The organism is Aureibaculum sp. 2308TA14-22, from assembly GCF_040538665.1.
Taxonomy (GTDB): domain Bacteria; phylum Bacteroidota; class Bacteroidia; order Flavobacteriales; family Flavobacteriaceae; genus Aureibaculum.
This window is the reverse complement of record NZ_JBEWXT010000001.1, coordinates 652,314-675,847: the sequence shown is the minus strand read 5'-3', so window position 1 is coordinate 675,847 and position 23,534 is coordinate 652,314. Positions and strand designations below refer to the sequence as shown.

The 23,534-nt window shown below is 32.1% G+C and carries 27 protein-coding genes; 21 read left to right on the top strand and 6 right to left on the bottom strand.

All coding sequences use genetic code 11. The features are described 5' to 3' along the window. Positions 1–22: 22 nt before the first annotated feature. From U5A88_RS03020 to tpx, 3 genes are all read right to left on the bottom strand, one after another. Entirely contained in the window at positions 23–2,428 is a 2,406-nt protein-coding gene (locus U5A88_RS03020; RefSeq protein WP_354203654.1) for a DNA translocase FtsK, read from the bottom strand. A gap of 119 nt (positions 2,429–2,547) precedes the next feature. Then, entirely contained in the window at positions 2,548–2,919 is a 372-nt protein-coding gene (locus U5A88_RS03015) for a diacylglycerol kinase (protein ID WP_354203652.1), read from the bottom strand. Between the two features lie 6 nt (positions 2,920–2,925). Continuing rightward, entirely contained in the window at positions 2,926–3,432 is a 507-nt protein-coding gene (tpx, locus tag U5A88_RS03010; RefSeq protein ID WP_354203650.1) for a thiol peroxidase, read from the bottom strand. A gap of 191 nt (positions 3,433–3,623) precedes the next feature. Here tpx and U5A88_RS03005 point away from each other — a divergent pair, with 191 nt between their 5' ends. From U5A88_RS03005 to U5A88_RS02995, 3 genes are all read left to right on the top strand, one after another. Continuing rightward, positions 3,624–4,328, top strand: coding sequence for a hypothetical protein (locus U5A88_RS03005; RefSeq protein ID WP_354203648.1), 705 nt, complete (start codon positions 3,624–3,626; stop codon positions 4,326–4,328). A gap of 112 nt (positions 4,329–4,440) precedes the next feature. Next, complete coding sequence (locus tag U5A88_RS03000) at positions 4,441–4,851, top strand: hypothetical protein (protein ID WP_354203646.1); 411 nt, start codon at positions 4,441–4,443, stop codon at positions 4,849–4,851. Between the two features lie 23 nt (positions 4,852–4,874). After that, positions 4,875–5,630: a zinc-dependent peptidase gene (locus U5A88_RS02995; protein ID WP_354203644.1), complete on the top strand. Its 756-nt coding sequence runs from the start codon at positions 4,875–4,877 to the stop codon at positions 5,628–5,630. 148 nt (positions 5,631–5,778) lie between these two features. Here U5A88_RS02995 and U5A88_RS02990 read toward each other — a convergent pair whose 3' ends face one another. Next, positions 5,779–6,924 (bottom strand): cysteine desulfurase family protein, encoded by a 1,146-nt coding sequence (locus U5A88_RS02990; RefSeq protein WP_354203642.1) that lies wholly within the window; start codon positions 6,922–6,924, stop codon positions 5,779–5,781. Positions 6,925–6,995: 71 nt separating this feature from the next. Here U5A88_RS02990 and U5A88_RS02985 point away from each other — a divergent pair, with 71 nt between their 5' ends. The 5 genes from U5A88_RS02985 to U5A88_RS02965 all read left to right on the top strand — a co-directional run bounded on the left by U5A88_RS02985 (position 6,996) and on the right by U5A88_RS02965 (position 10,023). Next, positions 6,996–7,829: a hypothetical protein gene (locus U5A88_RS02985; protein ID WP_354203641.1), complete on the top strand. Its 834-nt coding sequence runs from the start codon at positions 6,996–6,998 to the stop codon at positions 7,827–7,829. A 1-nt stretch (position 7,830) separates the two neighbouring features. Next, complete coding sequence (locus U5A88_RS02980) at positions 7,831–8,118, top strand: DUF2752 domain-containing protein (RefSeq protein ID WP_354203639.1); 288 nt, start codon at positions 7,831–7,833, stop codon at positions 8,116–8,118. 18 nt (positions 8,119–8,136) lie between these two features. After that, complete coding sequence (locus tag U5A88_RS02975; protein WP_354203637.1) at positions 8,137–8,469, top strand: CCC motif membrane protein; 333 nt, start codon at positions 8,137–8,139, stop codon at positions 8,467–8,469. 31 nt (positions 8,470–8,500) lie between these two features. After that, on the top strand, positions 8,501–8,887 hold the full coding sequence (locus U5A88_RS02970; RefSeq protein WP_354203635.1) for a DUF2752 domain-containing protein: 387 nt from the start codon (positions 8,501–8,503) through the stop codon (positions 8,885–8,887). 155 nt (positions 8,888–9,042) lie between these two features. Beyond that, the gene (locus U5A88_RS02965; protein WP_354203633.1) at positions 9,043–10,023 is read left to right on the top strand and encodes an OmpA family protein; all 981 of its coding nucleotides are present in this window, start codon (positions 9,043–9,045) and stop codon (positions 10,021–10,023) included. A 56-nt stretch (positions 10,024–10,079) separates the two neighbouring features. Here U5A88_RS02965 and ytxJ read toward each other — a convergent pair whose 3' ends face one another. After that, positions 10,080–10,451, bottom strand: coding sequence for a bacillithiol system redox-active protein YtxJ (ytxJ, locus tag U5A88_RS02960; protein ID WP_354203631.1), 372 nt, complete (start codon positions 10,449–10,451; stop codon positions 10,080–10,082). Between the two features lie 130 nt (positions 10,452–10,581). Between ytxJ and clpB the strand changes: the two genes are divergently transcribed. The 13 genes from clpB (at position 10,582) to U5A88_RS02895 (ending at position 22,477) form a co-directional block, all read left to right on the top strand. After that, positions 10,582–13,170, top strand: coding sequence for an ATP-dependent chaperone ClpB (gene clpB, locus U5A88_RS02955; protein ID WP_354203629.1), 2,589 nt, complete (start codon positions 10,582–10,584; stop codon positions 13,168–13,170). A gap of 125 nt (positions 13,171–13,295) precedes the next feature. Further along, the gene (locus tag U5A88_RS02950) at positions 13,296–14,942 is read left to right on the top strand and encodes a MutS-related protein (RefSeq protein WP_354203628.1); all 1,647 of its coding nucleotides are present in this window, start codon (positions 13,296–13,298) and stop codon (positions 14,940–14,942) included. Positions 14,943–15,019: 77 nt separating this feature from the next. Next, on the top strand, positions 15,020–15,460 hold the full coding sequence (locus U5A88_RS02945; protein WP_354203626.1) for a hypothetical protein: 441 nt from the start codon (positions 15,020–15,022) through the stop codon (positions 15,458–15,460). A gap of 117 nt (positions 15,461–15,577) precedes the next feature. Continuing rightward, on the top strand, positions 15,578–16,174 hold the full coding sequence (locus U5A88_RS02940) for a TetR/AcrR family transcriptional regulator (RefSeq protein ID WP_354203625.1): 597 nt from the start codon (positions 15,578–15,580) through the stop codon (positions 16,172–16,174). A gap of 48 nt (positions 16,175–16,222) precedes the next feature. Next, the gene (locus U5A88_RS02935; protein ID WP_354203623.1) at positions 16,223–16,720 is read left to right on the top strand and encodes an acyl-CoA thioesterase; all 498 of its coding nucleotides are present in this window, start codon (positions 16,223–16,225) and stop codon (positions 16,718–16,720) included. 179 nt (positions 16,721–16,899) lie between these two features. Further along, the gene (locus U5A88_RS02930) at positions 16,900–17,328 is read left to right on the top strand and encodes an Hsp20/alpha crystallin family protein (RefSeq protein ID WP_354203621.1); all 429 of its coding nucleotides are present in this window, start codon (positions 16,900–16,902) and stop codon (positions 17,326–17,328) included. A gap of 75 nt (positions 17,329–17,403) precedes the next feature. Then, positions 17,404–17,865: a hypothetical protein gene (locus tag U5A88_RS02925; protein ID WP_354203619.1), complete on the top strand. Its 462-nt coding sequence runs from the start codon at positions 17,404–17,406 to the stop codon at positions 17,863–17,865. A gap of 145 nt (positions 17,866–18,010) precedes the next feature. After that, complete coding sequence (locus U5A88_RS02920) at positions 18,011–18,511, top strand: SixA phosphatase family protein (RefSeq protein WP_354203617.1); 501 nt, start codon at positions 18,011–18,013, stop codon at positions 18,509–18,511. A gap of 68 nt (positions 18,512–18,579) precedes the next feature. Further along, entirely contained in the window at positions 18,580–19,038 is a 459-nt protein-coding gene (smpB, locus tag U5A88_RS02915) for an SsrA-binding protein SmpB (protein ID WP_354203615.1), read from the top strand. Further along, a complete protein-coding gene (locus U5A88_RS02910; protein WP_354203613.1) occupies positions 19,035–19,964 on the top strand; it encodes a geranylgeranylglycerol-phosphate geranylgeranyltransferase in 930 nt (309 codons plus the stop codon). The genes smpB and U5A88_RS02910 overlap by 4 nt, the downstream gene beginning before the upstream one ends. After that, positions 19,954–20,535 carry a Maf family nucleotide pyrophosphatase gene (locus tag U5A88_RS02905; RefSeq protein ID WP_354203611.1) on the top strand — a complete coding sequence of 194 codons (582 nt, stop codon included), beginning with the start codon at positions 19,954–19,956 and terminating at the stop codon, positions 20,533–20,535. The genes U5A88_RS02910 and U5A88_RS02905 overlap by 11 nt, the downstream gene beginning before the upstream one ends. A 177-nt stretch (positions 20,536–20,712) precedes the next feature. Next, positions 20,713–21,666 (top strand): transketolase family protein, encoded by a 954-nt coding sequence (locus U5A88_RS02900; RefSeq protein WP_354203610.1) that lies wholly within the window; start codon positions 20,713–20,715, stop codon positions 21,664–21,666. Between the two features lie 178 nt (positions 21,667–21,844). After that, the gene (locus U5A88_RS02895; RefSeq protein ID WP_354203608.1) at positions 21,845–22,477 is read left to right on the top strand and encodes a porin family protein; all 633 of its coding nucleotides are present in this window, start codon (positions 21,845–21,847) and stop codon (positions 22,475–22,477) included. 127 nt (positions 22,478–22,604) lie between these two features. Here U5A88_RS02895 and U5A88_RS02890 read toward each other — a convergent pair whose 3' ends face one another. After that, the gene (locus tag U5A88_RS02890) at positions 22,605–23,489 is read right to left on the bottom strand and encodes an FKBP-type peptidyl-prolyl cis-trans isomerase (protein ID WP_354203606.1); all 885 of its coding nucleotides are present in this window, start codon (positions 23,487–23,489) and stop codon (positions 22,605–22,607) included. Positions 23,490–23,534: the final 45 nt, after the last annotated feature.

Here is a 23,534-nt window from a genome sequence, read left to right as displayed (position 1 = left end):
ATTTGATTTTATTATTCTAATATTATAAGCCTTTTTCGTCTCTTAACAGCTGTTCTAAGGCTAAAATATCCGGCACTAATACTTGCCTTGCTTTGCTACCTTCAAATTTACCAACTATCCCAGCAGCCTCCAATTGATCTATGATTCTACCTGCTCTATTGTAACCCAGCTTCAACTTTCTTTGTAGTAAGGAAGCTGAGCCTTGTTGTGCATTTACAATAACTCTTGCTGCATCTTCAAATAAATCATCTCTATCCGACATATCTATATCAATACCTGTGCCATTCTCTTCACCTACATATTCAGGTAAAAGGTGTGCACTAGCATAAGCTCGTTGCGAGCCTATAAAGTCAGTAATTCTATCAACCTCTGGGGTATCTACAAAAGCACATTGCAAACGTGTGACTTCGTTACCAGTTGAAATTAACATATCTCCTTTACCAATGAGTTGATCTGCACCCGGACCGTCCAAAATGGTTCTAGAATCAATCTTTGAAGTAACTCTAAATGCTACCCTTACTGGGAAATTTGCCTTAATAATACCTGTAATTACATTTACCGAGGGTCTTTGCGTAGCTACGATCAAGTGGATTCCTACTGCTCTTGCCAATTGTGCTAAACGTGCAATTGGTGTTTCTACCTCTTTTCCTGCAGTCATAATTAAATCTGCAAATTCATCAATAACCAAGACAATATAAGGTAAAAACGCATGTCCATTTTCGGGGTTTAATTTTCTAGCTTTAAACTTTTCGTTATACTCTTTAATATTTCTAACATAAGCATCCTTGAGCATATCGTACCTATTGTCCATTTCAATACATAAAGAGTTCAATGTATGGATAACTTTAGTTGTATCTGTGATAATGGCGTCTTCACTATCTGGCAGCTTTGCCAAATAATGGCGTTCAATTTTATTAAAAAGTGTCAATTCTACTTTCTTAGGGTCAACCAGCACAAATTTCACCTCTGCGGGATGTTTTTTATAGAGTAATGAAGTCAGTACCGCATTTAACCCAACCGATTTACCTTGACCCGTAGCACCTGCCATAAGCAAGTGTGGCATTTTTGCCAAATCAATTACAAAAGTTTCGTTAGAAATTGTTTTACCTAAAGCCAACGGCAATTGCATTTTTGCGTTTTGGAATTTTTGTGTCGAGAGTACCGATTTCATCGAAACAATGGTCGATTTTTTATTTGGCACTTCAATACCTATAGTCCCTTTACCTGGAATTGGTGCAATAATACGAATACCCAAAGCCGCTAATGACAGGGCAATGTCATCCTCTAAATTTTTAATTTTAGAAATTCTAACCCCAGCTTCTGGTACAATTTCGTACAACGTAACTGTAGGTCCAATGGTTGCTTTAATGTTTGCAATACCTATTTTATAATTATTTAGGGTATCGACAATTCGGTCTTTATTTGCCTCAAGCTCTTCTTGGTCTATTTGAATATTTTCGTTACCATAATCTTTTAACAAATCTAAATCTGGAAATTTGAATTCTGAAAGTTCTAATGTTGGGTCAAATTCACCAAAATCATCAACTAATTTATTGGAAAGGTTTTCTACTAGATGATCTTCTTCAAAAGTTTTTTCAACTTCGATTTTAACTTCGTCATGAGTTGGTGGATTAACTTCTAGTTTAGAAGGTTTTATTTTTTCTTTGACCTCTACTTTAGGTTCTTCCTTTTGGGTGGTTTCTTCAATTTTTGTGTCTAAATTTAATTCTAATTCAGACGTTGGTTTTTCAGGTATAGTTTCTGCTATATAACCATCATCAGTAACATCATCAATACCCACTTTTTTTGTACCAAAACGTAAGGCTCCTTTTCTTTTTGAGATATTTGTTTTTAAGCTTTCTGGTGTAATCTTAAATTTGGAAATAAGGTAAGCCAATCCTGAAAATAGTAACAATAAGAATATACCTGTTTTACCTATAAAGTCTTTTAAATAATCATTAAGCTCATAACCAATAGTACCTGATAACAAAGCTTTGTCTGGAAAGAAAAACCCAATAGCCAAAGCTAACCATATCATAAATACAATACCCCAAAACCATGCTCTTCGCATTGGCTTAAAGGTAATATTAAACAATACATAAAGTCCTGAAAAGAAGAATAGAAAAGGGATTATAAAAGCTGAAACACCAAAACCTTTAAAAATAAAAAAGTTACTAATAATTGCCCCTATTTTGCCCAATAGATTATTGGTTTCAGCCAATCTATTAGAAAACAAATGCAACTGACTCTGGTCAGATTTCCAAGTATTGAAGAATGATAAAAAAGATACGAGTAGAAATATCCCAAAGAGAACCAAAAAAATACCAAAAACAAGATGTGTTTGTTTGCTCTTAAAAAAACTAACAACACGATTTTTTTTCTTTGCTTTTGATTTTGCTTTAGTAGTCGTTTTTTTCTTTTTTGCCATTATTCAGTTCAATAATCTGTAGTCATTTAGTTGTTAGATAGTTACATAAAAAGCAATATAAATAATGACTCGCCAATAATTAGCAAAAGTACATAAAATTATAGAGTCTTGAAGTGGCTTTAAGAAAATTTTGGGATATAGATAATCAAGCCAATAATTACTGCAATAATTGCAGCAAAAGTTGCCGCACCAGCAGAAATATCTTTTATAAAACCTATTTTTTTATTGTAAGCCGGATGCACAAAATCCGATAGCTTTTCTATGCCTGTATTTAACGATTCTGCAACCAAAACCAATCCGATAGCTAAAAATTGAAACATCCATTCGGTTGCAGATATTTGCATTATAAAACCCAAAACACTAACTATAATAGCAATAAAAATCTGAATTATAACACTATGCTCGGTTGTAATGAGCAACCAAGTACCTTTTAAGGCAAATTTTAGACTTCTTAACCTGCCTATTAAAAAATTATCATCTGGGTTTTTCATTAAAATCTATTCATCCTGTAAGGCTTCTAATGCTGCTTTATAATTAGGTTCATCAACTATTTCGGGTACTTGCTCTGTATATACAACCTTACCTGATTCATCTAAAACTAAAACCGCTCTCGAATGTAAATGGGCTAACGGACCATCTGTAATAGTTAGTCCATAATTTTTACCAAACTCTCCTGTGGCAAAATCAGATAAGTTAATTACATTTTCTATGCCTTCTGCACCACAAAAGCGTCCTTGTGCAAAAGGTAGGTCTCTGGAAATACACAAAACTTTTGTGTTCTCAAATTCTGCCGCTTCCTGATTAAACTGTCTAACCGAAGCAGCACATGTACCTGTATCTATACTTGGAAAAATATTTAAGATTACTTTAGAACCTTTATAATCTGTTAAATTAGATTCTGATAAATCAGTTTTAATCATTTTAAAATTGGGAGCCTGTGTTCCAACCTCAGGTAGGTTTCCTAATGTATTTATACTATTTCCCTTTAATGTTATTGCCGCCATAATTATATATTTTTTTCTTTCCCTCAAAAATACATTAAAAATTAAATATTTTTAACTTTTTAATTGCATTAAAATGAACGGCAATAAGTATTAATTATTTTTTAACAATTTCCTTAATTAATTTTATCTATTTTTGGATAACGAACAATATTCAAAAAAATCTTCGGCATTAATTTTGATAGTAGTTAGAAATGTATTTTAATCGTTTTATACAACCTCTTTTTTGCATCTTTTTGATTGCAGGATGTTTTGGTCAATTATTGGCTCAATCTGACTCAATATCAAAGACTACTCCATTATTAATAAACGATAATCAGAAAAAATTAAAAATATTAGATATATCGATTTTAGATACATCTGAAAAAGAATCTATTTTCAATGTTGAAAAAAAGCCTTATTTACTTGGCTTTAAGTCAAATGTTGATAAGTATTTTAACCCACCCGAAGTATCTAAGCGAAAAGTTTCTAATTTTATGACTGGTTCTGGTAATGATGAGGACGACTCTGATATACTCAAGAAAAAATACTTTAACGGTAAAGATGTAAGCGATGTACAACTATCTAGTGATTTCAGTTTAGGTACACTATATAGTACTTCAAATACGGTAAGAATTGAGGTTAGAGACCATAGTCTTATTGATGGTGATAGAATAAGAGTGTTTTTGAATGAAAAAATGTTGAAGTCAACGGTTAGCCTTAAAGGTCTGTACTATATTATAAATATTGATCTTAAAAAAGGGTATAACCGTATTGATATAGAAGCTTTAAATGAAGGATTTTCTGGTCCTAATACTGCAGAAATAAGAGTATTTGATGAAAAAGGGTATTTGCTCGATGAAAAGGAATGGAATATTAGAATTGGGCAAATAGCTACATTGGGTGTTGTAAGAGAATAGAGTGCCTACATTGATATACTAAAAAATAATACGTGTGTGTATACATAAGTAAAATAGTTTAACCATCTATTTTATAATTAGACATTTAAAAATTAAATTCATCCCTTAGGTTATGACAGAAAAACACCAACTATTAACCGACAAACAATTTGAAAAGCAATTTGAAAACTGCACATTACCACCTGTTTTAGTTACTTATGAGGCTCATTTACGTTTGGCTTATATCCATGTAAAAAAATATGGTATAAAAAAAGCAGCTGTTACGCTCTATAAGCAATTAACTGCTTTTAACACAAAATTCGGTCATGTACTTATTCTTAGCAAAGCTAATATCAAAGCTTTTGTAAAATTAATTTACGATTTTATAAAAAAAGCTACAACAACAAGTTTTAGAGGTTTGCTGTTGGAGTTCCCTGATTTAAAAACACATCTTTCCGCTTTGTTAATTCAGCCAACACCGACGGAAACACCCGCTGAAATCAAACAAGCTCAAAATGAATTGGCTGGCTTCAGTGTGTTGTAACCAAGCTTTAACCCATTTATGATTTGAAGCTACTCTACAAACTCTTAAATTACTTTTTTAAGACCACTACAAAAAAGGAATGTCATACTATATTAATTGGTTCCAATGCATATTATAGAAGACTGTCTCCACAAAACAAGAAAATATTCTTAACAAGAACCTTGATTTTCCTTTTCACCACCAATTTTGATGCTAAGCCCGGTTTTGTGTTGACCAAAAAGATGAAAACAATTATTTCAAGTGCATTTGTTCAAATAACTTTTGGGCTGAACTTCCACACCTTGTCAACATTCAAATTAATTTTTATAACACCTGTACCTTATACTTATAAACACAAAGAAATTTTAATGCATGGAGATGTAAACTTACATACCAAAAGGATAAATATGGTCTGGCCAGTAGTAAAAAAAGGATTTGAAATATCTGATGATGCTTTAAATTTAGCAATACATGAATTTGGCCATTGCCTGATTTTTGAAAATGCTGCAAGATCTAACTTTAGTAGAATTTTTAAGAAAAATGCATTTATAAAATGGAAGAAACATGCTTATAAGAAATACCTAAAAATGAAAAGTAATCAAAGTAATGTTTTGCGTGAATATGCCGGTAGTAATTTGATCGAACTTTTCTCAGTGGCCTTGGAAGCTTTCTTCGAAAAACCTAATTATTTCTATAAGCACGAACCTGAACTGTATTTAAGCATGGCGGTATTGCTAAATCAAGACCCCAGAAACAAATCAAATCCACTTCAATTAAATAAGCCAAGATTTAAGCTCTGATAGATGCTGTTTTTAATTGACTATAGATGAATTAAATTTTTACTGTAAGCTTTTTATAAATTCATTATAAGTTCTAATTACCTTATCAGGAGAACCTTCTACGGAACTTGCGACAATCAAATTTTCTTTTAACTTCATTGTTTCTTTTTTAAAAAATGCTCTTTTTTAAAACCACTAAAACTTCAACCACATTATCAATCTCATGTTTGGTATTATATTTACTAAAAGAAAACCGCACCGAAGTATGTTCAGCTTCTTTTTTACCCAAAATAGCGTTCAGTACATGTGTGCCTTTTGCACTTCCGCTTTGGCAGGCACTTCCACCGGAGGCTGCAATCCCTTTTAAATCCAATTGAAACAACAGCAAGGGTAACGTTTTTGGAAAACGAACATTTAAAATAGTGTAGGTGCTCTTTTCTAAATCAGCTGAACAACCATTAAATGTCACCTCAGGAAATGTAGCTTTTAGCTGCTTAATAAAATATGTTTTTAATTCGGTAATGTATTTTTTATCAGCATCTAGGTTTTTTAAAGCAATATCTAATGCGGTTTGCATTCCCGCTATTTGTGGTACATTTTCCGTTCCTGCTCTTGCACCACGCTCCTGCTCTCCTCCTATTAACATTGGTTTTATGCCAAATCCTTTTTTTATAATGGCAAATCCCACACCTTTTGGCCCGTGAAATTTATGTGCACTTGCCGTAATAAAATCAATAGGCGTTTCTTGCAAATCCATATTAAAATGACCAATAGCCTGAACGGTATCCGAATGGAACAGAGTATTATTTGCCATACATAAATCGGACACTCTTTTAATATCTAACAAATTGCCTATCTCATTGTTTGCGGACATTAAACTAACTAAAGTTTTATCTTCACTATTATTCATCAACGCCTCCAAATGAGCGTAATCAATCAATCCATTAGTATTTAAATCTACAAAGTTAATAGCAATATCAAACTCATCCGCCAAAGCCTCAACGGTATGCAGTACGGCATGGTGTTCAATTTTAGAAGTAATAATGCGTTTTACACCCAAATTAACCACAGCATTTCGTAAAATTAAATTGTCGGCCTCGCTACCACCAGCAGTAAAAACAACTTCACTAGCTGTAACGTTAAAATGTTTTGCTATACTTTTCCTAGCCTCCACAACCACGGTCTTTGCTTTTCTACCCAATTGGTGCGTAGAAGACGGATTACCATAAACAGTAGTCATTATTTCTGCAATTCGTTCAATTACTTTGCTATCAATTGGTGTTGTAGCTGCATTATCTAAATATATTATTCCCATTACTACAAAAGTAATCAAAATTAACAGTAAGTATTTTTATAGTGTTGGGTATTTCTGCTATTTTTGTTGCTATGAACAGAATACTCCTATTTTTTATTCTTTTAGCAACCTTATCATGTGATGATGGTAACTTTGATGTGCCTGAATTTCAATTTTCATCAATTGACATTGATGACTGTGGTGATGTAGTGCTGTTTAAAATCAATGAAAATGAAACGCTGGTTATTGAAATAGACCCCAACTTACCTGACAGTCTAACTTTTTTGACTAACGAGTGGAAAGATAAAACGTTTTCCGTAACCGAAACTGGAACGAATAAAATTACTTATAGGACATTAGCTGAAAAACCCACGTCAAGCTATTTTTGTCAAAACATTCCACCAACTTCACCTGCCGTTGTCAGTGAATGGACTGGCACAGGGACTATTTTAGTAAATACGGTATTTACTAAAGATGATAATGACAATGTAGAAGAAGAAATAGATGAAGATGAAGACTTAGATGGAGATGGAATCCCTAATTATATCGATTCAGATGATGATGGGGATGGTATAGCAACAAGAAATGAAGATATAGATGGTGATGGCGATCCTACCAATGATGATACGGATGGTGATGGTAAACCTAACTATTTAGATGATGATGATGATAATGACGGCACTGATACTAAGTTTGAATCAACCACAGAAGATGCCAACGGAAATGATATTAAAGATTATTTGGATGCTGACACCACCACTAGTTTAAGTGAAGCTAGAGAATTGGAAAACAGCTACGAAGAGCTTTATGAAACCACAATAATTATTGAACCCTTAAAATTAACAAACAGTAAAGGTGAACCAATCAATTACGATAGGTATGAATTTGGGACTATAGAAACTTCAAAAACCATAACACCAGAATAAAATGGGTATTATCTCTTTTTTAGAAGAAAATATGCTCTCATGCCAATGGAAACAAATGGGAGTTGAGTGTATGGGTTGTGGTATGCAACGCTCATTGATTCATTTGCTAAAAGGGGAATTTTTAGAGGCTTTTTATATGTATCCCGCTATTTATACTTTAATAGGAATGTTTTTGTATTTAGGTTTACACATAAAGTTTGCGTTTAAAAATGGGCACAAAATTTTATTATATCTATTTATTGCCAATATCTTAATTATGCTAACCAATTATATTATAAAAATCTATTAATCAACAAAATTTAAAATTATGGAAAAACAAAAATTACCACATTCTCAATCGGCATTAATTTTGGGAATCGTTTCGATAGTTACCTCGTGTTGCTGTAACGGGGTTCCTGGCCTAATTATAGGATTTATCGGTTTAACCAAAGCAAAAAAAGCAATTGCAATCCATAATGAAAACCCTGAACAATATGAGGGTATTAATAATGCAAATACTGGTAAAACGACTTCAATTATCGGACTTGTAATTGGGGGGTTAATTACCTTATGGTTGATTTATGCTATTTCTAGCGGTCAGTGGGGTGAAATGATGGAGCAATATATGGAGCTAATTGAACAGGCTCAAGAAAATCAGTAAGTAAACCTTTGTGAAACTCAAAAATTATTTAATGCTATTACTTTTATTGGTAATAGCATTATTTTATTTTAGTGTAAACCCAAATCAAGTTGATTTTTTACTTAAATGCCCACTTTACAAAACCACAGGAGTCTATTGCCCAGGTTGTGGTAGCCAACGTGCTTTTCATAACTTGTTACATGGTCATTTTTTAATTGCTTTACAAAACAATTTAATGCTAATCCTAGGGTTGGCAGGTTTGCTTTACCATTATGGAATACAAACTAGCAACCATATTTTTAAAACACAATTTAAAAGTGTTTTTAACAATAGAAAAGTAGTGTTTTTTATAATTGCTTTGCTTATACTCTTTTGGATACTTAGAAATATCCCTATATATCCTTTTACTTCACTGACTCCTATAAATCAATCACTATAATTAAATTTTATTTAAACTTTAGGTAGGAGTTTTACTTATTCAGTTGTTCTATATACAACCGACTTACCGAACCCAAAACACACTATTAATCCTATATCATCGATATTATGGCTTAATAGTTGTATTGTATTAACATAAACTTAAAAATTCACGCTATGAAAAAGTTAATTTTAACAGCATTTATAATGCTGTCAACATTTATATATTCGCAAGAATATAGTAAGTTATCAATTGAACCCTCAATTGGTATTACAAAAATTCAAGACATTACCTCTTTTAGGTTTGCAAACTACAACTTAGGTGGTAGGTATATGTTTAATAACAAGTTTGGAGCTAGATTATCTGCAACTTACACAAACAATATCGAGAACTATACCTCAGTTGATATTCAAGGAGTGGCCAATGTAGGCAGATTGTTAAACTTTGAAGATTTTACAGATAAATACACAATATTATTTGGTATGGGTGGAGATTTTACATATCTGCATAAAATAAGTGACCCAAAAATATTTAGACCAAATACCAATTTTCATTTAATGGCAAGTATAGATAATTTATATAAAATCAATAAAGCTATTGCATTAAAAGCATCTTTAAAGGTGGTTACTGGTATTAATGATATTCAAGAAAGTGATTTATATACTACAAATTCAGTAGGTATAAATTTAGGTGTTTCATATACTATAGGTAACAAAGACCATATTGATTGGTATGTTAAAAAAATTGAACCTATTATAATAGACAGTACAAAAACCATAATCGAAAAACCTGTTATAAATAATTACATAACTAAAGAGAGTGATTGTAATTGTAGTCAAAATGAGTATGTATTTTTTGACAATGATAGAGCGGAAATAAAAGAAACTGGCCTAAACGCAATAGCCAAAATAGTTAATTACCTAAAAGCAAATACCGAAAAAGAAGTAAGCTTGATAGGTTATGCCTCAAACACAAATAATACAACTGCTGATTATGACAATATGCTTTCAGAAAAAAGAGCACAAGTAATTTTTGAGAAACTAATGGAGTTGGGCATTTCCGCAGGTAGAATAAATCTAGAATTTAGAGGAAAAGATACTGACAAAGTAGAATCTTCATTTGATTTTGCTCGAAGAGTAGAATTGTTAATAAGATAAATTAAAAAACTAAAAAAACTCCTGAAGTTGCTTACTTCAGGAGTTTTATATTCTCTCTATATTTTCAAACTCATAATATCATAATGTGAGCCTTGAGTAACTACAACACCGTCCTTAAGTACGATTAATTGTGGTGATTGGTGCATAACACCAAACCTAGTAGCTATTTCATCAGAAATTGATCTGAAACTCAATAGATCCAAATAGTAAAAATCGATCTCATCTGTATCTTCCTGACGTTCAAACTGCCGTAATACACCACTACTAATTCCACATCTGGTGCTATGTTTAAATATAGCTTGATATTTTGAATTAGACTTTTTAACAATATCATCCAATTGGTTGATCTCCGTTAACGAAATCCAATTTATTTTAGGTTGTTCAGTTTTCTCAGTTCCTTTTCCAAACAAACTTTTAAGTATTCCCATATCTTATATTTCATATAATAGACAAAATGTCTTGTAAAATTCATTTTTACAGTCATTTTGTCGCTCTTTGTATTCCAATCTTACGATGGAATACAATTTGAGTTATTCTTTACAACATTAATATAAAGAGATGAATTTTAATAACTATACTATAAAATCGCAAGAAGCCGTGCAACAAGCTCAGCAAATTGCACAAGGCTTTGGACATCAACAAATTGAAAATGCCCATATCCTAAAGGGTATTTTTGAGGTTGACGAGAACGTAACGCCTTTTTTACTGAATAAATTGGGTGTGAATGTTGACATTTTCAAACGGACCTTAGACAATATTATTTCAAGTTTTCCGAAAGTTTCTGGAGCTGAACTCATGCTTTCACGTAAAGCGGGCACCATGATGACCGATGCAGCGAATATTGCCAAAAAAATGAAAGATGAATACATTTCTATCGAGCATATACTATTGGCTATCTTAAAAGCTAAGGATAACACCGCTCAATTGATGAGAGATAATGGTATCACTGAAAAAGATTTAAGGGCAGCCATTGAAGAATTGCGAAAAGGGAGTAAAGTAAAAAGTCAAGGTGCAGAAGATACCTACAATGCGTTAAGCAAATACGGAAAAAACCTGAACCAACTGGCTAATGACGGAAAATTAGATCCAGTTATTGGTCGCGATGAGGAAATACGAAGAATTTTACAAATTTTATCGCGTAGAACTAAAAACAATCCCATATTAATAGGTGAACCCGGTGTGGGTAAAACCGCCATTGCGGAAGGATTGGCACATAGAATTGTAAAGGGTGATGTACCAGAAAACCTAGCAGAAAAAATTATCTATTCACTGGATATGGGTGCATTGATTGCGGGAGCTAAATACAAAGGTGAATTTGAAGAACGTTTAAAATCGGTCGTAAAAGAAGTGGTTTCTGCTGATGGGCAAATTGTGCTATTTATTGATGAAATACACACGTTGGTTGGTGCTGGCGGTGGACAAGGAGCTATGGACGCAGCCAATATTTTAAAGCCGGCTTTGGCACGAGGCGAACTCCGTGCAATAGGTGCAACTACGTTGGACGAATACCAAAAACACTTTGAAAAGGATAAGGCTTTAGAGCGTCGTTTCCAAAAAGTGGTAGTTGATGAACCCGATACGGAAAGTGCTATTTCCATTCTTCGAGGTATTAAGGATAAATACGAAACACATCACAAGGTGCAAATTAAAGATGATGCTATTATTGCAGCCGTTGAGCTTTCGCAACGCTATATCACGGACAGGTTTTTACCAGATAAAGCGATTGACCTGATGGATGAATCTGCCGCAAAACTGCGTATGGAGATCAATTCTAAACCGGAGGAGCTTGATGTCTTGGACAGAAAGATTATGCAGTTGGAAATAGAAATCGAAGCTATCAAACGAGAAAAAGACGAAAAAAAACTGAAAAGTTTAAAAGAAGAAGTCGCCAATTTTAAAGAAGAACGTGAAGGCATTTATGCCAAATGGAAAAGCGAAAAAGAAGTTGTTGATCAAATTCAAGCCGCTAAAAAAGCTATTGAAGAATATAAATTGAAAGCTGAAAAGGCTGAACGAAATGGGGAGTACGGCAAAGTAGCGGAAATCCGTTATGGAAAAATAAAAGCTGAAGAGGAAAAGTTGGCTACACTACAAAAGGATGTCTTAAAAAATCAAGATACTGCATTAATAAAAGAAGAAGTTACCGCTGAGGACATTGCAGAAGTGGTCGCCAAATGGACAGGAATTCCCGTTCAAAAAATGTTGCAGAGCGAGCGTGAAAAACTCTTGAAGCTAGAAGACGAACTACACAAACGTGTAATTGGCCAAGACGAAGCCATTCAAGCCGTTGCAGATGCCGTGAGACGTTCTAAAGCGGGACTGCAAGATATGAAACGACCCGTGGGCAGTTTCCTATTTTTGGGAACTACTGGTGTTGGTAAAACAGAGTTGGCAAAAACATTGGCAGCCTACCTATTTGATGATGAAAGTGCCATGACCCGTATTGACATGAGTGAATATCAGGAACGTCATGCAGTTAGCAGACTGGTTGGTGCACCTCCAGGGTACGTAGGTTATGAAGAAGGTGGCCAGTTGACCGAAGCCGTGAGACGTAAACCATATTCGGTGGTGTTGTTGGATGAAATTGAAAAAGCACATCCTGATACGTTTAATATTTTGCTACAGGTATTAGATGAAGGTCGTTTAACTGACAATAAAGGTAGAGTAGCCGATTTTAGAAATTCAATCATCATTATGACCTCAAATATGGGCTCGCAGATTATTCAAGAGAACTTTGAAGATTTTGATATGACCAATCGCGATCAAGTTACGGAGAATACCAAGGTTCAAGTTATAGATTTGTTGCGAAAAACCATTCGCCCAGAATTTATAAACAGAATTGACGAAATAGTTATGTTTACACCGCTGAATGAAGCTGAAGTAACTCAGATTGTAAAATTACAATTAAACGGTCTGACTAAAATGTTAGCTGAAAAAGGAATAACTCTTGCAACTACAGACGAAGCTGTTGAAAGTCTATCTCGCCAAGGGTTCGACCCTCAATTTGGAGCAAGACCTATAAAAAGAGTAATCCAAAAAAAGGTATTGAACGAACTGTCTAAAGAAATTCTTTCGGGCAATGTAACTGCTAATAGTAATATATTGTTAGATGCCTTTGACGATAAATTAGTATTCAGAAATAAATAATTTAGACATCAATTATTCTTCTCTTAAGCAAAGAAAGATGAAGGATAAAATTAAAAAGTGATGAGAAATCAGGCTTTTATGAGCCTGATTTCTTTATTTAAAGAGTTAACCAAACCCATAAACTTATGAACTGGCTTTTAGGATTATTATTTATTCTTATAATACTATTTTTAATCAGCAACTACAATAAGAAAAAAAGATTAGCCAGTTTAAGAAAGAGATTATTGGAAAACTGGGGTAAACCTAAGTCAGAAAAGTTCTACTTTCAGTCAATTGGTAAGTATTTTTATAATAATAGCCATAAAAAGAAAGCATATCATACTATTTCCGACCGTGTCAAATCCGATTTAGATATTGATGCAGTTTTTCAATTTATAGACCGGACTTCATCTAAAATCGGTCAGCAATTTCTTTACTATAAACTAAGGACGATTGAGAACATTGATAAATTACATAGGTTTAGTTCTTTTAGTAAAAATTTCACTAATGATAGCAATCTAAGACTCAAATGTCAAATTCTTCTGTCAAACTTAAATTCCAATGCCGCTTATGAATTGGAAAAATTAATTAACGACAAAACTATTGAAAAACCCAAGAACATTAATTGGGTTTATATCCTAACTGCAACCTCTGTCACATCAATTTTTCTGGTATTTGTCCATCCCCTATTTTTATTACTATTAATTCCTGTTTTTGCCGTTAACACTATTTTACACTATAAAAATAAGGAAAACATCACTTATTATTTAGATGGTGTATCGCAGCTTAACAAAAGTTTAATAGTCAGTAAAGAACTGGCTAAATTCGAAAAAATAAAATTCTATTTTACCAATCTGTCTTTTATTAAAAAGATAAATACTATTCACCTTAAAACAAAATTTATAGGGCTTGAGAAACATATAGAAAGTGAATTTGCCGCATTGTTTTGGTTAGCAATTGAACTTATAAAAATTCTATTCAATGTAGAGTATATTATCTTTTACAGCTTTATTGATTCCATTACAAAAGAAAAAGAGAGTATTGAAAAACTATTTCTTTTTATTGGAGAAATAGATGCCGCTATTTCAACAGCTTCTCTAAAGGCAGGTAAAGAACAAATTTGTACACCTAATTTTACTGATAAAAAACAAATTCAAACGACTGAAATTTATCATCCTTTAATTAAAAATTGTGTCGATAATGATTTAAACCTCAAAGATAAAAGTATGCTATTGACAGGTTCTAACATGTCTGGCAAAACTACTTTTATCAGAACCATAGCAGTTAATAGTATCTTAGCTCAAACACTAAATATTTGCTTTGCTAAAAGTTACACAGCTCCATTTTTAAAAATCCACACTTCAATTAGAATAACAGATGATTTGCTAGAAGACACCAGTTATTATTTACAAGAAGTACTCACGATTAAAGAATTGATAAAAGCTTCAAAAGCCGAAGAAAACTGCCTATTTGTTCTTGATGAGATTTTTAAAGGAACTAATACTATTGAACGAATTTCGGGCGGAAAAGCAATTTTATCCTATTTAAATCAGCAGAACCATATTGTTTTAGTTTCAACACATGATATTGAACTGACCGAAATGCTAAAAAAAGAAAACTACGAACTATATCACTTTAGTGAACAAATTGAAAATGGTAAACTATTATTTGATCATAAATTGAAAAGCGGGAAATTAAAAACAAGAAATGCAATCAAAATTTTGGAATTATATGATTATCCGAAAATAATTATTACAGATGCAAAAAAAATAGAGGAGGAACGCTTTGGATAAAAACTGCTTTTTACAGTTAACCCTGAGTTTCAATTATTATTTATAATTTGCAATATTCTTTATATAAAGAAATACAAATGCAAGACAAAAACTTCAATTTTTGGCAAAAATGGCTAACCTATGCGAACATAATTACCGTAATAGTTGGATTGCTTGTGGCGTTTGCTGGAAATTCTTTCTTTTTCGATTTGCACAACGACCACACCAAAGCCCTTTTCTTTAAATCTACTGAGTTTCAACCAGAAGTATTACTATTAAAAAACTGGCTTTTTGGAATTATTGGCGGTACTATAGTCGGGTTTCATATTTTAATGATTCTAATTTCCGAAAACGCTTTTAAAAATAAAGAACGCTGGGCTTATAATGCTATGTGGTATGCTATGTTATCTTGGTTCGTTATTGACAGCGGTATATCAATCTATTATGGTGCTGTGCATAATTTAGTTTTAATTAATTTAGTTGCACTGGTACTAATTTGTATTCCTTTAGTAATGACTAGAAAGGCATTTATAAAATAACACTATAAAACAATTATGTTAATTAGTACTTTGTATACAAAATTTGTATTACTTCTAAATTGATGTCATTATAAAATTAAAATATACCGTTTGGTATATTTTTTATATATTTGCGTTATGCAAACTAAAGCAGAACTTACAAAACTTCATATTTTAAAAACGGTTGCTCCCATATTTAATCAGTATGGTTATGCTGCAACGAGCTTGAGTGATATTACCGAAGCCACCAATTTAACTAAAGGAGCAATATATGGTCATTTTGAAAATAAAGAAGAATTGGCCACTGCAGCCTTTAATTACAATGTAAAAACCATGCTGACCAGAATTGGAGAGCATTTGCAATCCAACGATTCTCCAATTCAAAAACTCTATTTGATTACCGATTTTTATAGAAATTATTACGATTACAGTCAAGAACTGGGCGGATGTCCAATTATTAATATAGGTGTTGATGCTAACAATCAAAACACAGCTTTAATGGAAAGAGTACGTTACGTAGTTCAAAAAATACAAGACCAAGTAGCTACATTAATTAAAAGAGGCATTGAATTAGGTGAAATCAGTTCAGAAATAAACGCGATGACCTACGCCAAACGTATTGATACACTATTGCAAGGGGCAATTTTTTTGACCTATACCATGAATGACGATTCTTACCTTAAAGAAACAACAGATTATATTGATGTTATTATTACAAATGAATTAAAACAATAAAATTTTTTAACTAAACATATACCAATCGGTATATTTAAAACTAAACATATGCAAAACTTACCTAAAATAGTAACTAACCAAACCAAAATCAGGTTTCAAGATTGTGACCCGTTCAATCACTTAAACAACGGAAGTTATATCAATTACTTTATGAATCATCGTGAAGATATGTTAATTAAACACTACGATGTAGATATTTATGCTCTTGCAAAAACTACTGGTAAAAGTTGGGTCTCGTCTAGTAATCAGATTGCCTATTTACGTCCCGCCTTTTTAATGGAAACGGTAACCATAGAATCACAATTGATAAATTACTCAGAAACTGATCTTCTTGTAGAAATGCGTATGTATGATAAAGACAAAACTGAATTAAAAGCAATAATTTGGTGCGGTTTTGTTCATTTCAATTTATTAAAACAAAGTCGTGACACGCACAACGAAAAATTTATGAATCTGTTTAAGGAAATTTGTCTTCCTTTAGAAAATAGTAAAACTTTTGAGCAAAGAATACAAGGTCTAAAATCTAAAAACCCAACATTAGTTTAATTGACGTATAAAAAAACTGAAAAAAAGTCATAAACACCTAATATTCAGACGTCAAAATGTCATTTTTCGTATCCGGACTTGATATTTTTATGTCAAAATATCAGAAAGTATCTAATGGTATTCAATTTGCTGTAGTACTAACAAACAAATAGAAAGTTTAACTTTAAAATTATAAAATTATGTTAGTAAAAAGCAAAGGCGTTCCAGTTATGCCAACAATTTTAGATGATTTTTTCAGAGATTGGAATACAACCAATTTTTCAGAGACCAATACAAGTTTACCTGCTGTAAATATTAAAGAAAATGAAGATGAATTTACAGTACAAGTAGCTGTACCGGGAATGGATAAAAAAGATTTTCAGATTGATCTGGATAATGATGTATTGACCATATCCTCAGAAAAGAAAGAAGAAAATGAAGAAACAAAAGACAATTATACTCGTAGAGAGTACAGTTACCAATCTTTTAAAAGAAGTTTTAATTTGCCAAAAAATGTAGTCGATAGCGATAAAATAAAAGCGAACTACAAAAATGGAGAATTGAGTATTGCTATTCCTAAACGCGAAGAAGCAAAACCAAAACCAGCCAGACTTATTGAGGTAAAGTAAAAAATATAGGAGTATTGTTTTAAAACAATACTCCTTTTTTGATTGCATTGAACAATAACAACAAAAGATATAACGATGAAAAAAATAATAGCACTGAGCCTATTGTTATCTTTTTCGTTAACCAGTTGTATCGGTCAAGAAAAAACTGATAAAAACAATTCAGAAAAAGATACAATTCAGCCAAAAATAAATACTAGTGTCCATAAAGAATATGATGAAAATGGTAATTTAATCAGTATTGATTCCACTTATTCCTATTTTTATTCCAATATTAAAAACGATTCCATTTTAGAACAGCAATTCTACAAAGATTTCAAAATGGGATTTGATAACAACTTCAAAAATATTGACAGTCTTTTTATGAAAGACTTTTTTATGGATACGCCATTTAAAATGAACGATTTTTATACTGATGATTTTTTTGAAAACAGATTTGAGCTACGCCAAAAAATTATGCGTGATGTTTTTAAACGAATGGATTCTTTAAAGAACAGTTACTATTTGGATAGAAAAAATGAAATTAAGAAACAAATATAAAATGTAACTACTCTAAACGGACGTATTATTTAATAGGGACAACATTTTCAGTCCCTATTTTTTATATATAAGAAAACATAAAAAATTCCGTTATAAGTGTAGCTAAACAATTTTTATTAAAAATATTTCTAACTAAAACAGCCCAATGAAAAAGTTTCTATTTGCCATTTTACTGTTTTCACTAACATTTACTGCCTTTTCGCAACAAAAAGAAAAGACTACTTATTATCTAATTCGTCATGCAGAAAAAGAAAGAGTTGATAAAACAGATAAAAACCCAGAACTCAATAAAAAAGGAAAAGCTAGGGCAAAAAAATGGAGTAGAATTTTTGATGAATTAAAAATAGACGCCATTTATTCTACAGATTATAATAGAACATTACAAACCGCGGCACCTACAGCTAAGTCCAAAAAATTAGAAGTAAAGAAATATCATCCTATCAATATAGATATGGATTCCTTTTTAAAAGAAACTAAAGGAAAATCAGTACTTATTGTGGGACATAGTAATACTGTACCCAGTTTTGCCAATAAACTCATTGGTAATGGTAAATATCTAAATATTGATGACACCGACAATGACAACCTATATCTGGTTACTATTGAAGGCGACTTGATTGAGCATGTTGTAATTGATGTGGAGTAAACTTTTTTAACTGCTAAAAATAAAATTTCAACTGTATTAATGAGTAGATTTTAGTTAATTTTGCGGTAATGCAACCAAAAATTAACATAAAGAATAAAAAAGCTCGCTTTGAGTATGAAATTTTAGACACTTACGTGGCTGGAATCCAACTTACGGGTACTGAAATTAAATCCATAAGGGCCAGTAAAGCCCGTATTACCGAAAGTTTTTGTGAGTTTAACGACAAAGGTGAACTTTTTGTCATCAATATGTATATTGAAGAATATATTAATGGCAATATATACAACCACAAACCTAAAAGTGAAAGGCGTTTATTACTAAATAAACGTGAACTAAAAAAGCTTCAAAAAGAAGTTCAAAATGTAGGATTAACCATCATCCCACTAAAATTATTTTTAACGGATAAAGGCTGGGCAAAACTTGAAATCGGTTTGGCAAAAGGCAAAAAATTATATGACAAAAGAGAAACCATAAAAGATAGGGACAACAAACGGAATTTGGATAGAATTAAAAAAAACTATAAATGACGCTGAGCTCTTTTTTACAGTTGGTTCGGTGGAAGAACTTAGTAATGCTGGGGCTAATTCAATTTTTGTTTAAATACATCTATTTTCCTGCATTTTCAGTTGATACTGCTTTATCTAATTTAAACTTTTTAATTTTAGTTTTTACTACACTTATAATTGCAGCAGCTGGATATATTATCAATGATATTTATGATGTTGAGGCGGATAAAATCAATAAACCCACCAAGGTTTTAGTTAGTCGAAAAATAACTAGAAAACAAGCTAATTTTCTATATAATATTTTTAACGGTGTAGGATTGTTAAGCGGGTTGTATTTGGCATATACCATAGATAAATTATCCTTTGTAGCCATTTTTGTCATTACTATTTTATTATTAAAAGTCTATAATTCTGATTTTAAAAAAAGACCCTTAATCGGTAATATAGTTATATCACTGTTGGTTTCACTAAGTATTCTTATTGTGGGTGTTTTTGACATTATTCCTATGGTTACTGAAGATAATGATGTTGACCAGTATTACGCTTTTAGGGTATTGATAGATTATGCAGCCTTTGCCTTTATGTTTATGTTATTGCGTGAAATGGTTAAGGACGTTGAGGATGTTAATGGAGATAAAAACATGAACATGAAAACCCTGCCTATAATTTTAGGTAGAAAAAGAGCTAATTATATTATTTTTGGGCTTAGTTTTATTCCTTTAATTTTAATTACTTCTTATAGTTTTAATAGTTTTGGGAATGTGCCCTTTGTGTTGGCTTATATGCTTATTGTAGTGCTATTACCCCTACTCTATTTTATGACTAAAATATTATATGCCAAATCAAAAAAGGATTATATTTTTGCAAGCAAATTATTAAAACTGATTATGTTATTGGGTATGTTTTCCATAGCTGTTCTCTCGTTAACAATTTATTATGCTGGCTGATACATTAAAAAATTACAACATATTACTAGGTTCAAAATCACCTAGAAGGCAACAATTTTTAGAAGATCTGGGTATTTCATTTACTTTGGTTTCCATTGATGTTGAAGAAGAGTATCCTAAATATTTACATGGTAATGAAATTACAAGTTTTTTAGCAGAGTTAAAAGCAGATGCTTATGAAAATGAGCTAGGTGATGATGAAATACTTATTACTGCAGACACTATTGTAAGAGCTTCTGGAAAAGTGTTGGGGAAACCTAAAGATGTTGATGATGCTAAAAAAATATTGACTTTTCTATCTGAAAGACAACATGAAGTCATTACTTCTGTTTGTCTCAAAACCAAAAATAAAACCAAAATAATCAGTGATACAACTATTGTTCACTTTAAAAAATTGACAGAAGAAGAAATAGATTTTTATATTGAAAACTTTAAGCCTTTTGATAAAGCGGGAGCTTATGGTATTCAAGAATGGATAGGTTATATTGCTGTTGAAAAAATAGAGGGTAGTTTTTACACAGTAATGGGTTTCCCTGTTCATAAGTTTTATAAAGAAATAATGAATTTTTAACCCTAAAATCTTTTCAATTGATATTTTTGTTACAGTAAATGATTATAATTGATAGTATCGTCATGCTGAACTCGTTTCAGCATCTCATTTGTTCATTTAATTACAATTAAGTTAGACCTTAAACCAAGTTCAGGGTGACGTATGTCTTAAGCATACATATAATTAAATATTATTTTAATGAAAAAATACACTTTTACCGAAAAACAGGATACACGTTCAGGCTTCGGAGCTGGATTAGCAGAATTAGGCAGAACCAATCCTAATGTGGTAGCTCTTTGTGCCGATTTAATTGGTTCCTTAAAAATGGACAAGTTTATTGAGGAAAATCCTGAACGTTTTTTTCAAGTAGGTATTGCTGAAGCCAATATGATGGGTATTGCAGCAGGATTGACCATTGGCGGTAAAATTCCCTTTACAGGTACTTTTGCTAATTTTTCTACGGGTAGGGTATATGATCAAATTCGTCAATCAATTGCATATTCCGATAAAAATGTAAAAATTTGTGCTTCTCATGCGGGTTTAACCTTAGGTGAAGATGGTGCCACGCATCAAATATTAGAAGATATAGGTTTAATGAAAATGTTGCCGGGCATGACGGTTATCAACACTTGCGACTACAACCAGACAAAGGCAGCTACTATTGCCATTGCTGACTATAAAGGTCCGGTTTATTTACGTTTTGGAAGACCTAAAGTGCCCGTATTTACAGCTGTAGATCAAAAATTTGAAATCGGTAAAGCGGTTCAATTTACGGAAGGAAAAGATGTTACTATTGTTGCTACGGGTCATTTGGTTTGGGAAGCCTTGCAAGCATCCAAAGCTTTAGAAGAAAAAGGTATTTCTGCTGAAGTAATTAATATCCATACCATAAAGCCATTAGATAAAGATGCTATTTTAAAATCAGTTAAAAAAACAGGTTGTGTAGTTACTGCTGAAGAACACAACTATTTAGGTGGTTTGGGTGAAAGTGTTGCACGTGTACTATCCAAAGAACATCCTACTCCACAAGAATTTATTGCTACTAAAGATACATTTGGCGAATCCGGAACTCCTGAACAACTCATGGAAAAATATGGACTAAACAGTAATGCCATTGCTAAAGCTGTAGAAAAAGTATTGAAAAGAAAATAATTATTCTCTTTAGTTATTAAATTATTTTAGTTTATAACCTTAACAAAGGTAAGCCCCAATCTTTAAAGGGGCTTTAACTTTTCTATAACATTTTTAACATTTAGTAGTTATCAACATTCTGCATATTGGCAAGACTTTTGCGTTTTAGTACAAATACATTTAACTAAAATTAATTATTATGAGAAAATTAGTATTAACCGTACTAACCCTTACCTTAACAACAACATTATTATCTGCACAAGTTGACTTCGGCTTAAAAGGTGGAGTTAATTACAACTTTGGAGGAGATTTGTCCGAATTGCTTAGCGATACTGGAAATAACGTTGAAGACATTATTACCGGAGCCGACAATAAAGCCGGATTTCATGTAGGACTTTATTCTAAAATTCATTTTATGGGTATGTATCTAAGACCAGAACTTATCTATACTGAATTGAATAATTCTTATGATAGTGACGGTGACGTAACTACTGATTTTAAAACCAAAAAAGTAGATATTCCTATTTTATTAGGTACTAAGCTATTTGGTCCTGTGCACATTTATGCTGGTCCATCCATTCAGTATTTAATAAAATCAGATTTTAGCCAGGATGAGATTGAAAACATTAAAACCAATGATTTTAGTGTTGGACTTCAAATTGGTACAGGTTTGCAATTAGGTAGGCTTGGCATTGATGTACGTTGGGAAAAAGGTTTCTCTAATGATTTAGATGGAAAACTAGGAAGTACAAATATTAATGTTGACAACAGACCTAACCAGATTGTATTTGGTTTGGCGTATCAATTTAATGATAGAAAACGAAGACGTTAGTCCACCTTCGCTAAAGCTACGAAGGATAAAGACGTTAGAAAAATAAAAAGCCCCAATTAGTAAATACTAATTGGGGCTTTTTATTTTATTTTTTTACTAATCACTAAAGACTATCCTCTAACTTCTATTAACTATCTGCATCTAAATAGTCTGGTGTGCCATCGTTATCTGAATCTTCTGCATCAGCAGGGTTACCATCTCCATTAGGGTCAGGACTTTCATCTTTAGTTAATATACCATCACCATCGTCATCAGTATCTATAAAATCGGGGGTAAAGTCACCGTCAGTATCATCATCAACTATTTCCCCATCGCTATTCAAATCTTCATACTCATTTAAAACACCATCATTATCATAATCAGTCCTAATTACAATATTCAAATTAATAAAAAATAATATAGATTCATTAGGGGAAATAGATCCGCTACCACTATTACCATAAGCCAAACCTGAAGGCATGAATAAAATACCTTTACCACTATTTTCAAAGGTAATAGGCTCTCCAGGCACAGAAACGTTGGTACCACTTTTAAAATGAGGAAAACCATATTTCCACCCCTGAATAACGCCTGAACTTGGACCTTGAGAAGTCAAACTTCCTCCAATATTAAGCCAGGTGTTTTTATTTTCATCAAACTTCACGCTATCTAATGTAAACCCCTTATAATCTACAAATACAGAATCATATCGTGTTGCAAAATCATTAGCTCCCTGCTCTAAAATTAAGTAATATAATTTATAACTAATATCATCATGAGTTATGCTCTGAGTTTCTACTTGGGCAAATAAAGATTCTTCTCCGTTTAAAATAGTATCAATTACACCAAAAGATTCACCTGCAGCTGGGGGTGTGTAGTAATGTGTTTGTAAATAATCTACCAACAAATCATCGTCAATTAACGCCTGTGCTACAGGGTCGTGTGGTTCTATATCATCGTCATCTTTTTTACAAGAAACTAGGGCTATGCCTAGTAACAAAATGCAAAAAATGGTATTCAAATTCAATTTCATATGTTAATCTTTATTTAGGCGTGCAATTTACAGCTATTTTCTAAA

Coding starts and splice junctions, on each gene's coding strand:
- U5A88_RS03020 (WP_354203654.1), bottom strand. CDS start 2,428: ATGGCAAAAAAGAAAAAAACGACTACTAAAGCAAAATCAAAAGCAAAG.
- U5A88_RS03015 (WP_354203652.1), bottom strand. CDS start 2,919: ATGAAAAACCCAGATGATAATTTTTTAATAGGCAGGTTAAGAAGTCTA.
- tpx (WP_354203650.1), bottom strand. CDS start 3,432: ATGGCGGCAATAACATTAAAGGGAAATAGTATAAATACATTAGGAAAC.
- U5A88_RS03005 (WP_354203648.1), top strand. CDS start 3,624: ATGTATTTTAATCGTTTTATACAACCTCTTTTTTGCATCTTTTTGATT.
- U5A88_RS03000 (WP_354203646.1), top strand. CDS start 4,441: ATGACAGAAAAACACCAACTATTAACCGACAAACAATTTGAAAAGCAA.
- U5A88_RS02990 (WP_354203642.1), bottom strand. CDS start 6,924: ATGGGAATAATATATTTAGATAATGCAGCTACAACACCAATTGATAGC.
- U5A88_RS02985 (WP_354203641.1), top strand. CDS start 6,996: ATGAACAGAATACTCCTATTTTTTATTCTTTTAGCAACCTTATCATGT.
- U5A88_RS02980 (WP_354203639.1), top strand. CDS start 7,831: ATGGGTATTATCTCTTTTTTAGAAGAAAATATGCTCTCATGCCAATGG.
- U5A88_RS02975 (WP_354203637.1), top strand. CDS start 8,137: ATGGAAAAACAAAAATTACCACATTCTCAATCGGCATTAATTTTGGGA.
- U5A88_RS02970 (WP_354203635.1), top strand. CDS start 8,501: ATGCTATTACTTTTATTGGTAATAGCATTATTTTATTTTAGTGTAAAC.
- U5A88_RS02965 (WP_354203633.1), top strand. CDS start 9,043: ATGAAAAAGTTAATTTTAACAGCATTTATAATGCTGTCAACATTTATA.
- ytxJ (WP_354203631.1), bottom strand. CDS start 10,451: ATGGGAATACTTAAAAGTTTGTTTGGAAAAGGAACTGAGAAAACTGAA.
- clpB (WP_354203629.1), top strand. CDS start 10,582: ATGAATTTTAATAACTATACTATAAAATCGCAAGAAGCCGTGCAACAA.
- U5A88_RS02950 (WP_354203628.1), top strand. CDS start 13,296: ATGAACTGGCTTTTAGGATTATTATTTATTCTTATAATACTATTTTTA.
- U5A88_RS02945 (WP_354203626.1), top strand. CDS start 15,020: ATGCAAGACAAAAACTTCAATTTTTGGCAAAAATGGCTAACCTATGCG.
- U5A88_RS02940 (WP_354203625.1), top strand. CDS start 15,578: ATGCAAACTAAAGCAGAACTTACAAAACTTCATATTTTAAAAACGGTT.
- U5A88_RS02935 (WP_354203623.1), top strand. CDS start 16,223: ATGCAAAACTTACCTAAAATAGTAACTAACCAAACCAAAATCAGGTTT.
- U5A88_RS02930 (WP_354203621.1), top strand. CDS start 16,900: ATGTTAGTAAAAAGCAAAGGCGTTCCAGTTATGCCAACAATTTTAGAT.
- U5A88_RS02925 (WP_354203619.1), top strand. CDS start 17,404: ATGAAAAAAATAATAGCACTGAGCCTATTGTTATCTTTTTCGTTAACC.
- U5A88_RS02920 (WP_354203617.1), top strand. CDS start 18,011: ATGAAAAAGTTTCTATTTGCCATTTTACTGTTTTCACTAACATTTACT.
- smpB (WP_354203615.1), top strand. CDS start 18,580: ATGCAACCAAAAATTAACATAAAGAATAAAAAAGCTCGCTTTGAGTAT.
- U5A88_RS02910 (WP_354203613.1), top strand. CDS start 19,035: ATGACGCTGAGCTCTTTTTTACAGTTGGTTCGGTGGAAGAACTTAGTA.
- U5A88_RS02905 (WP_354203611.1), top strand. CDS start 19,954: ATGCTGGCTGATACATTAAAAAATTACAACATATTACTAGGTTCAAAA.
- U5A88_RS02900 (WP_354203610.1), top strand. CDS start 20,713: ATGAAAAAATACACTTTTACCGAAAAACAGGATACACGTTCAGGCTTC.
- U5A88_RS02895 (WP_354203608.1), top strand. CDS start 21,845: ATGAGAAAATTAGTATTAACCGTACTAACCCTTACCTTAACAACAACA.
- U5A88_RS02890 (WP_354203606.1), bottom strand. CDS start 23,489: ATGAAATTGAATTTGAATACCATTTTTTGCATTTTGTTACTAGGCATA.